Here is a 10,900-nt window from a genome sequence, read left to right as displayed (position 1 = left end):
AAGCAACGATTCGCAATCACTTTCTGCGCTATTCCAGAGAGGTAAGAAGTCGCGTCAAGATCATTACAATGGACATGTTTAGCCCCTACTACGAAATCGCTAAGAAACTCTTTCCAAAGGCTAAAATTGTCCTCGATCGTTTTCACATTGTACAACATCTCAGCCGGGCTATGAGTCGTCTTCGCATCCAAATTATGAATCAGTTGGATCGAAAATCGTACGAATACAAAGCGCTGAAACGCTACTGGAAACTGATCCAACAAGATAGCCGGAAACTCAGCGATAAACGCTTTTATCGTCCGACTTTTCGCATGCACTTGACAAATCAAGAGATTCTTGAAAAGCTACTCTCTTACTCTCAAGAACTCAGAGAACACTATGAGCTTTACCAACTCTTGCTTTTTCATTTTCAAGAGAAACAAGCTGACCATTTCTTTGGACTCATTGAAGAAAGGATTGCTTGTATAAATCCTATCTTTCAGACTGTTTTTAAAACCTTTCTCAAGGACAAAGATAAAATTATCAACGCTCTTGAACTCCCTTACTCAAATGCAAAGCTAGAGGCTACAAACAACCTCATCAAGGTTATCAAGCGCAACGCTTTTGGCTTTCGGAACTTTGACAACTTTAGAACTAGAATTCTCATCACTTTGAATATCAAAAAGGAGAGAACCAATTCGGTCCTCTCCAGATGTTAGCTGACATCAACCCACTACAGTTGACAAAGAGCCTTTTTTTGTAGCAAAGGGACTATTGTCCCAGACTCTCAACTGTTATTATTTCTCTAAGTTCCAGATTTCCTTGGCATATTGCTCAATGGTGTCGTCCGAAGTGAACTTATCAGATGTAGCGATGTTAATCAGGCTCATGCGGGCCCATTTTTCTTTGTCACGATAGAGAGCATCAATCTTCTCTTGTGCTTCTACATAGGCATGGAAGTCTTCCAAGAGGAAGTATTCATCATTGTGGGTGATGAGGGCTTCGTAGATTTCAGATCCTTCTTCACGAACATTTGGAATGGTGCCATTGACAAAGGTATCGACCACCCGGCGAATGTCTGGATTACTCTCATAGACACCGCGTGAGTAGTAATCGTGGCGGGCATAGTGCTCGTAAACTTGGTCCTTGTCCATCCCGAAGATGACAATGTTGTCATCACCGACTTCATCCTTGATTTCGATATTGGCCCCGTCCAGTGTAGCCAGAGTAATAGCCCCCGTCATCATGAACTTCATGTTAGAAGTACCAGAAGCTTCCTTGGAAGCAAGTGAAATCTGCTCAGATACATCTGCTGCTGGAATGATGAGCTCAGCCAGGCTGACCCGGTAGTTTTCTAGAAAAACAACCTTGAGCTTGCCTTGTAGGCTTGCATCCTTGTTGACCAGATTGGCCACTTCATTGATCAGCTTGATAACCGACTTGGCAAAGTGGTAGCCCGGAGCAGCCTTGGCACCAAAGATAAAGACGCGCGGCACCATATCCTTGTCTGGATCGTCCTTGAGATCCCAATAGAGCTTGATGATATGAAGCAAGTTGAGCAGCTGACGCTTATAAGCATGGAGACGTTTAACCTGTACATCAAAGATAGCTTCTGTAGAGACTTCCACTCCTGTTGATTCCTCGATGAAGTCAGCCAAACGAGCCTTGGCTTCTTGCTTGACACGGTAGAAATCGTCTAGCACTTGTTTATCGTCCTTGAATTTCAAAAGCTTGCGCAGCTCGTGAATATCTCTTCTCCACTCCTTACCAATCAACTTATCAATCTCAGCTGACAGGGGCTCATCCGCAATCTGCAGCCAGCGGCGCTGAATAATCCCGTTGGTCTTGTTGTTGAACTTTTCTGGGTAAATGCTGTAGAAATCACGCAAAGTATCTTCTTTGAGCAATTCGGTATGGAGTTTGGCAACCCCATTAATTGAGTGTCCACCGATGATAGCCAAGTGGGCCATGTGGATTTGATTGTCTTTGACGATACGAGTATTTTCGATGACTTGCGGATCAAGTCCACGTCCAGCCATTTCAGCTACATAGCGGTTGTCGATTTCTAGGATAATCTGATAAACCCGTGGCAAGACATTCTTGAAGAGCTCTGCATCCCATTTTTCCAAGGCTTCAGACAGAATGGTATGGTTGGTGTAACTCATGGTCTTCACCGTAGCATTCCAAGCATCTGCCCACTCGAGACCATAGTCATCCAGCAAAAGACGCATAAACTCAGCCGGCGCGACTGCTGGGTGAGTATCGTTGATATGGACGGAAACCTTCTCATGAATATCCTTGAGCGGTCGACCTTGCTTGAGATAGGATTTGATAATGGTCTGCAGACCCGCACTGGTCATAAAGTATTCCTGAATCAGCCGCAGTTCTTTTCCTTTGTAACTAGAATCGTCTGGATAGAGAATGGCTGTAATATCCTGCACTTTGCGGCGGGCTTCAATAGTCCGATAATCCAATTCATATTCTTCCGGAATTTCGACATCCCAGAGACGGAGATTATTGACATTATCATTGCCAAAGCCAATCTGTGGCACATCATAAGGGACTGCACGCAGAGTTTGAGCATGTTCATAAACTGGCACAATTCGGCCTTCTTCATTAGCACGGAGGTAGACATTGCCAAAGATTTTAACATCAACAATACCGTGATCTTTACGTGTCTCCCAGACATTGCCCAGACTGCCAAACCAATCATCTGGAATCTCGACCTGATAGCCATCTACGATGCGTTGCTTAAAGAGTCCATAACGGTAGCGAATCCCATTTCCAAAACCTGGATAGCCGGTCGTCGCCAATGAGTCCATGAAGGCAGCGGCTAAGCGGCCCAAACCACCATTACCCAAAGCCATGTCATGCTCAGCATTCTTAACATCTTCAAATTCAACTCCAAGATCTGCAAAACCTTCCTTAACCGTATCAAGGATGCCTAGGTTGAGCAGGTTAGTTTCCAGCATACGACCTGGCAGAAACTCAATTGAAAAGTAATAAGCTGTTTTTTGCTGGTGTTCCACGAGTTTATTGCGACGTTCCAGCCAAAGTGGCGTAATGTATTTACGAATGGTACTAGCAAGGGCTTGAAAAAGCTCTGCTGGAGTAGCATCCGCTACTTTAATTAACTGCCTTTCATGGAGGGTATCCTTAAAGTTGCGGATAAACTGTTCTTTAGTAAGTTCCATTTTTGAGGGATATCTTCCTTTCTTTAACGAGGGAATCAGTTTTAAGAATCATCTCATATTCTATAATAACATACAAAAGGATGTCTTTACGGAAAACCTCCCTTATTACATCAATAAGAGAGGTTTTCCCTATTCTGATTCTAAAGTGAATGTTAGTAAAGTGATTGATACAAATCGCTATAGGCCTTACTTGCAGTGTCCCATGAGAAATCTCTTTCCATCGCCTGCATTTGAAGCGAATGCCATGTTTCTTTGTCATGGGCATATATATTCAAGGCTTCCTTGAAAGTCCATGTCAACCAATAGCCAGAAAAATTATTAAAGCTGAAACCTGTACCTTGTCCAGTATACACATTGTATGGCTCAACAGTGTCACGCAAACCTCCTACTTCATGCACAAGAGGGAGGGTTCCATAGCGCATAGCCATCATTTGGGACAAACCACACGGTTCAAAGCGGCTTGGCATCAGGAAAATATCGCTCGCTGCGTAAATTTCTTGAGCCAAAGTAACATCAAAAAGAATATTAGCAGATATCTTTTCAGGATAAGCGTGTCCAAACCAAGCAAAGGATTGTTCAAATGCAGGATCTCCTGTTCCAAGAAGGACAATTTGCACATCTTCCTGTAACAGATTGTGCAATTCTTCCACTACCAAATCAAAACCTTTTTGACGTGTCAAACGAGAGACTATTCCAACTAACGGAACGTCATCCCGAACTGGCAGCCCTACTCTTTCTTGAAGAGCCCGCTTATTCTCTAATTTTCCAGACAAATCATCTTTACTAAAATGATGAGCTAGTAATTTATCTGTTTCTGGATTGTAGATATCTGTATCAATTCCATTAACAATACCAACCAGCTTGCCAGATTCCATTCGAAGAACCTGATCTAAGCCGCAGCCAAACTCAGCCGTCCGAATTTCATTGGCATAGCTTGGCGAAACGGTTGTCACACGATCAGCATACAAAATACCCGCTTTCATCCAGTTAAGGCAATCATTCCAGCGAAGGGTTCCGTCTGCATAACGTTCATAACCGACACCAAAGAGTTCCCAAAGCATACCATCAGAAAACTGGCCTTGGAATTCTAAGTTGTGAATTGTTAAAACGGTCTTGATGTTATTATATGCCTGAATCCAACGGTATTTTTCTTTAACCAAGAAAGGAATCATAGCTGTATGGTAATCGTGAGCATGCAGGACATCTGGAATGAAATCAATTCTTTCCATCAGCTCCACTGCCGCCAATTGGAAATAGGCAAAGCGCTCACCATCATCAAAATCACCATAAACATGCCCACGGAAGAAATAATGCTGATTATCAATAAAGTAGAAATTTACATCGTTTAAAACGATGCGTTTCACTCCTACAAACTGACGACGCCAGCCAACACTTACTTCGAATGAGAATAGATCTTCTACCTGATCACGGAATTTCGCATCTGTCAAATCATAATAAGGCAAGATAACACTTACTTGATGACCATCTTTCACAAGTGATTTAGGGAGAGCGCCAATGACGTCTCCCAAACCACCTGTTTTAGAAAAAGGTGCACCTTCTGCTGCTACAAATAAAATTTTCATTGAATAATATCCTCTGTAACTTTTTGGCCCTTCTTAATCACAACTGGGTGTTCTGCTGTTCCGCGAACAACTACTCCCTCAGCAATGTCCACATTCTTGTCAACAACAGCGTATTCAACAACCGCATTTTTGCCAACTGTAACACGTGGGAAGAGAACGCTGCTTTTTACTCGGCTTCCTTCACTAATCTTTATATTACGTGAAATAACTGAATCGACCACTTCGCCCTCAATAATGCTACCTGATGCAAACTGTGAGCGAGAAACCTTGGAAGCTGGAGAATAGTATGTTGGCTCTTCATTCTTCACTTTGGTGTAAATCTTTTGATTTGGTGAGAAGAGTGAATAGAATTTTTGTGAGTCTAGCATGTCAATATTAGCCCTGTAGTAAGCTTCTACAGAGTGAATATTTATTAGATAGCCAGTATATTCATAGGCAAAGGCTCCTTCTTGCACTGCCAAGTCACGAAGAACATAACGTAATTTTTGAGGATATTCTTTCTTAGCTTCTTCTTCTAATTTTTCAATCAGCCATGGGGTGTCTGCTACAAAGATGTCTGTTGACATATTGAACATTTCACCCTCTGCTCGAGCATCAAATAACTGTTGACTTCTCACATGATCGGTGTCATCAATTTCAAACACTGAGTTTACCTCGGACACTTCTTCTTTTGGCAATTTTTTATAAACAACTGTAATTGGCTGGTCAGTTGTATTATGAAGATGGAACACTTGGTTTAAATCAATATTCGTCAAAACATCACAGTTGAGCGCTACAGTCTGATTAGAGCCTGAGCGTTTTAAGTAAGTCAATAATTGCTCATAATATTCTTTCCCAACTGTGCTACTTTCTACACGAGTATTGTAAATCCCAAGGTAGTAGTGACTCAAAAGAGTAGAAAGGCCCCACTCACGACCAGAACGAATGTGGTCAAAGACTGAACTGATGTTTTCTTGCTGGAAGATACCAAAAACACTGCGAATACCGGCATTTGCAAGACTTGACAACGGGAAGTCAATCAAACGATATTTTCCGCCGAATGGCAAAGTTGCAACTGGACGCTGTTCTGTCAAAGTTGACATATCATGGAAACCTACTGTATTTCCTAAAATCGCTGAATATTTATCAATCTTCATCTGTTGGTACCCCCACTTTTTCATTGTATCCGACAACTTGGACTTCATCCGTTCCATCAATTTCTACGCCATCAGAAATAACTGCTCCTTCACCAATGATAGCACGTTTAATCTTAGCACCTTGTCCAATGATTGCTCCACTCATGATAACGGAATCTTCAACTACGGCATCCTTACGAACTTGAGCTTCCGTAGAAAGGATTGAATGTTTCACTGTTCCATCAACAAGACATCCATCAACAACCAAGGAATCTTCAACATGAGCATTTTCTCCAAAGAAGTTTGGCGGTGAAATCAAGTTGCGTGAGTAAATTTTCCATTGACGATCACGGCTGTCTAAAGCATTGTGCGGATCAATGTATTCCATATTAGCTTCCCAAAGTGATTCAATCGTACCCACGTCTTTCCAGTAGCCTTTGAATTCATAAGCGTAGACGCTTTCGCCTGACTCAAGATAGTTAGGAATAACATTTTTACCAAAGTCAGACATATCCACATTGCTCTTTTCAGCAGCAACTAGCATATTGCGCAGACGTTTCCAATCGAAAATATAAATCCCCATAGAAGCTTTGGTAGACTTAGGTTCAGCCGGTTTTTCTTCAAATTCAACAATTCGATTATTAGCATCGGTATTCATGATACCAAAACGACTCGCTTCTTTGAGAGGAACATCCAAGACAGCAACCGTCAAGCTAGCACTGTTATCCTTGTGAGATTGAAGCATGTCATCATAGTCCATCTTGTAAATATGATCTCCAGAAAGGATTAATACATATTCTGGATTGATACTGTCGATATAGTCGATATTTTGGAAAATAGCGTGACTGGTACCTTCGAACCAACGATTTCCTTCACTTGCTGAATAAGGTTGAAGAATGGACACGCCTGTGTTGATACCATCAAGTCCCCAGCTTGAACCATTCCCAATATGACTGTTCAGGGCGAGTGGTTGGTACTGCGTAATCACGCCTACATTATGAATACCAGAGTTGGCACAGTTAGAGAGCGCGAAATCAATAATACGATAACGACCACCAAACTGTACTGCTGGTTTCGCAATACTTTGTGTGAGCTTTCCAAGACGAGTTCCTTGCCCACCGGCAAGAATCAAAGCTAGCATTTCATTCTTCATATCCTACTCCTTTGTGGAATCTTTTTTAGCATTTTTACGAACATTCACACGACGCTTGATTTTCCAAATACTTGCTCCCAAAGCTGGCAACGTAAAGGTCAAGGTCTGCGGATAATCTTTCCATAGTCCCTCTTGAGACTGAACTGTTTCGTTATGTTCTTTCCAAACACCTCCCCATTCTTCTAATTCGGTATTCCATACTTCTTCATAAATGGCTGCAACTGGAACACCAATCGTAAAGTCTTTTCGCTCTACAGGCGCCATATTGAATACACAGATTAACATTTCTCCTTTAGCCGTCTTACGGATAAAGGAAAGGACACTTTGATCAGTATTGTCCGCATCAATGATTTCGATACCATCGTAGCTTACATCATTTTCCCAAAGCGGACGATTTTCTTTATAGAACAGATTCAGTGCAGATGTGAAATCTTGCATTTGCTTATTGAGCCTATCATCAAGATTTGACCATTCTAGCTGTTCCTCTGATTTCCATTCTAGGAATTGACCAAATTCTCCACCCATAAAGAGCAGTTTCTTACCTGGGTGACAGATTTGATAAGTCAGCAGATTACGAAGTCCCGCAAATTGATTATAACGGTCACCCCACATCTTATGCATCAGACTCTTCTTACCATGCACCACTTCGTCATGGGAGAATGGCAGCAAGAAGTTTTCTGAGAAGACATACATAAAGCTGAAAGTGACTAAGTTAAAGTCGTATTTGCGATAAATTGGATCTTCTTCGTAGAAACGCAGGATGTCATTCATCCATCCCATATTCCACTTGTAGTCGAATCCTAGACCGCCTAACTCACGCATCCCAGTAATCTTGGTATTGCTGGAGCTTTCCTCTGCGATCATCATAACATCCGGATGGGCCAACTTGATGACGGTATTGAGCCGCTGCAAGAAATAGTAGCCTTCATAATTGCGGTTGCCGCCGTCCTTATTTGGCTGCCATGGACCGCTATCGTAGTCAAGGTAAAGCATATTACTTACCGCATCAACTCGAACCCCATCTAAGTGGTAGAAGTCAATCCAGAACTTGATACTTGAAATCAGGAAGGACTGTACTTGATTCTTACCCAAGTCAAAATTCAGTGCTCCCCAACCATAGTTATGCGCTCTATCATGATCCTGATACTCAAATGTCGGAGTCCCATCATAGTAGGCCAAGGCATCATCGTTGATGGTAAAGTGACCAGGAACCCAGTCTACAATAACCCCAATATTATTGATGTGGCACTCTTCAACAAAGTCTTGGAATTCCTCTGGTGTCCCATAGGTATGCTCAAAAGCAAAGTAGCCCATCAGCTGATAACCCCAACTGAGACCGAGCGGGTGAGCCATTAGTGGCATGAACTCCACATGCGTATAGTTCATCATAACAAGGTAAGGAATGAGTTCTTCTTTTAGTTGAGTAAAACTATATGGTTTTCCATCATCATTTCTCTTCCAAGAACCTGCATGAACTTCATAAATATTGACTGGACGCGAGAAGAATCCCCAACGTTTTCTTCTGGCTAGCCACAAGCCATCTTTCCAGTTCTTTTCAGGAATCGTATGAATAACTGCCCCTGTACCAGGACGCTCTTCAAAATAAATCGCCAGTGGATCCACTTTTAAAATCTCTTGTCCACTGCTGCGCTTGACATTATACTTGTAAATATCTCCTTCTTTAGGCAATTCAGTGAAGACTTCCCAAACCCCTGCTTCATTGCGAATCATTGGAATCTGGCCTTCATACCAATTGGTGAAATCACCTATCAAATGAACACTCTGAGCATTTGGTGCCCAAACACGAAAAGTATATCCCAGCTTTCCATCAATTTCTTCCTGATGAACCCCTAAATAATGCTGTAGATGAAAGTTTTCACCTGTCGTAAAGGTTCTCAAAGCTTCGTTTTTATCCATGTAATCACCTTCCTATTTGTAAGCGTTTTCTACACTACCATTCTACCTTATTTCTACTTCTTTTTCAAGTAAATTTCAAAAATCATTACGGAAAATTACAAAAATCGAACATTAAGGAAAAATAGGGGGAAAGTGCAAGGAAATTGCCTCCCTTTCGACACAAAATCACCTTCTCATTCTTTTTCCGCTAAAAATATGTTCTACAAATTGTTGAAAACTTTCATAATGATATAGACCAATATGTAAATTTACATATTTCTTTCGAAACCATTTTTGTTAAACATTAGCTTTCACATACATAAAAAGGCCGCACAAAGCCGCCTTTCTTCTTTATTTCACATCAAACACGATGGATTTCACTTGTGTCATTGCTTCGATACTGTATCGGATCCCTTGTACCCCCGCGCCAGAACCTTTCACACCAAGGAATGGGAAATTATCTGGACCCCGCTGAGTCTTATTATTAATGTGTACCGTACCCACTTCTAATTTTTCAGCAATTTCAAATGCTTTAGGGAAATCATTTGTAAACACTGAAGATTGAAGACCGAATTCAGACTGATTACAGATTTCGATAGCTTCTTCTACGGAAGCCACGCGAATAATCGGAAGAACTGGACCAAAAGGCTCTTCCCAAGCTAGTCTCATATCAATTGTAACGTTGTCAAACAAGACAGGCCAAATAAAATTTGCTTCACGTTTCATTTCAGTTAAAGGCAGAGCCCCTTTTTCTCGAGCATCTTCAATCAATCCCCAAATGAAATCTGCTGAGGCATTATCAATAACTGGAGTGATATCTGCATTATCAAAGGGATCACCAACCGTCAATTTCTCCACCTCTGCCTGAAGCAGCGCTGCCAATTTATCCGCTACGCTCTCCATGACAATGACACGTTTAATGGCTGTACAGCGTTGACCAGAGTAACTATAAGCTCCACCAACGATTTGTTTGGCTGCACGTTCAAGATCTGCATCTTCCAGAACTACCGCTGCATCCTTACCACCTAATTCTAGCATAACCGGCCGCATGCCCGCCAGTTGACCAATCCGTTCTCCAATAGGAGTTGACCCCGTAAAGTTGATATAGTTAACTTCTTTATGTTCAATAATGTAATCGCCGATTTCTGATCCACGCCCAGTGATGGTATTGAAAACACCAGCAGGAAGACCAGCTTCCGCAAAAGCTTGTGCTAAAAGAAGACCAGAAATTGAACCTTGTGTCGGTGGTTTAAACATGACAACATTTCCACCAATCAGAGCTGGAGCAATTTTTGAACCTGAAAGGTTAACCGGATAGTTAAAGGGCGCAATCGCTAAAACAACACCAACAGGTTCACGACGGACAACAGCTAGCTTCTTCTTACTGATTGCCTCAAAGCCACCACCTTCCAGCACCTGACCATGAACACGGATTCCTTCTTCCGCTGCATAGCGAATAAGATCCGCTGTACGAACTACCTCGCCAATAGCGGCCTTAATGCCCTTTGCAACTTCTTTTGCAAGAATTTCGCCAATTTTTTCTTGATCGCGCTCTAAAATATCGGCAACTTTATGCAAATATGCTGCACGTTCTACCGCTGAAAGAGCACGCCAAGCAGGAAGAGCAGCACGCGCTTGCGCCATAGCATAATCAACTTCTGCCTGAGTCATGGCAGGAATTGTTCCGAGGACTTCATTGTTGATTGGAGAACTAATAGTAATTTCCTTTTCGGAACTTTTCCATTCTCCATTAATATAATTTTTATATTGCATCAAAATTCCCCTCCATCAAAGTTATTGTTTTATATTTTAGCAAATTTTCAGAAAATTTCAAGCAAAAACTGTGAATTTATAGAAAATTTTTGCAATTTGAATCATTGCTCCTTGTTTATGCAACTTTAAAGAAAAAAGAGAGTGGGACAGAAATTGGTAATTCGTTAGAATTCGATTTCGTCGTCCCACCTCCGCACAGTTGAGTAG

Annotated in this window: 7 protein-coding genes; 1 reads left to right on the top strand and 6 read right to left on the bottom strand. The window is 41.8% G+C overall.

What is annotated here, in order from left to right:
- A partial coding sequence (locus tag FZ952_RS04095; protein WP_148880702.1) for an ISL3 family transposase occupies positions 1-698 on the top strand: 698 nt, incomplete at its 5' end.
- Positions 699-776: 78 nt separating this feature from the next.
- Here the strand turns inward: FZ952_RS04095 and FZ952_RS04090 are convergent.
- From FZ952_RS04090 to FZ952_RS04065, 6 genes are all read right to left on the bottom strand, one after another.
- A complete protein-coding gene (locus FZ952_RS04090) occupies positions 777-3,173 on the bottom strand; it encodes a glycogen/starch/alpha-glucan phosphorylase (RefSeq protein WP_148880701.1) in 2,397 nt (798 codons plus the stop codon).
- Positions 3,174-3,325: 152 nt separating this feature from the next.
- A complete protein-coding gene (glgA, locus tag FZ952_RS04085; RefSeq protein WP_062199788.1) occupies positions 3,326-4,756 on the bottom strand; it encodes a glycogen synthase GlgA in 1,431 nt (476 codons plus the stop codon).
- The gene (gene glgD, locus FZ952_RS04080) at positions 4,753-5,892 is read right to left on the bottom strand and encodes a glucose-1-phosphate adenylyltransferase subunit GlgD (RefSeq protein WP_148880700.1); all 1,140 of its coding nucleotides are present in this window, start codon (positions 5,890-5,892) and stop codon (positions 4,753-4,755) included. The genes glgA and glgD overlap by 4 nt, the downstream gene beginning before the upstream one ends.
- On the bottom strand, positions 5,882-7,024 hold the full coding sequence (locus FZ952_RS04075; protein WP_062199793.1) for a glucose-1-phosphate adenylyltransferase: 1,143 nt from the start codon (positions 7,022-7,024) through the stop codon (positions 5,882-5,884). The genes glgD and FZ952_RS04075 overlap by 11 nt, the downstream gene beginning before the upstream one ends.
- Before the next feature lie 3 nt (positions 7,025-7,027).
- A complete protein-coding gene (glgB, locus tag FZ952_RS04070) occupies positions 7,028-8,941 on the bottom strand; it encodes a 1,4-alpha-glucan branching protein GlgB (RefSeq protein ID WP_148880699.1) in 1,914 nt (637 codons plus the stop codon).
- Positions 8,942-9,271: 330 nt separating this feature from the next.
- On the bottom strand, positions 9,272-10,693 hold the full coding sequence (locus FZ952_RS04065; protein WP_410468285.1) for an NADP-dependent glyceraldehyde-3-phosphate dehydrogenase: 1,422 nt from the start codon (positions 10,691-10,693) through the stop codon (positions 9,272-9,274).
- Positions 10,694-10,900: the final 207 nt, after the last annotated feature.

It is taken from the genome of Streptococcus sp. Marseille-P7376 (assembly GCF_902460385.1).
Taxonomy (GTDB): Bacteria; Bacillota; Bacilli; order Lactobacillales; family Streptococcaceae; genus Streptococcus; species Streptococcus sinensis.
This window is presented reverse-complemented; position numbering and strand designations above follow the sequence as displayed.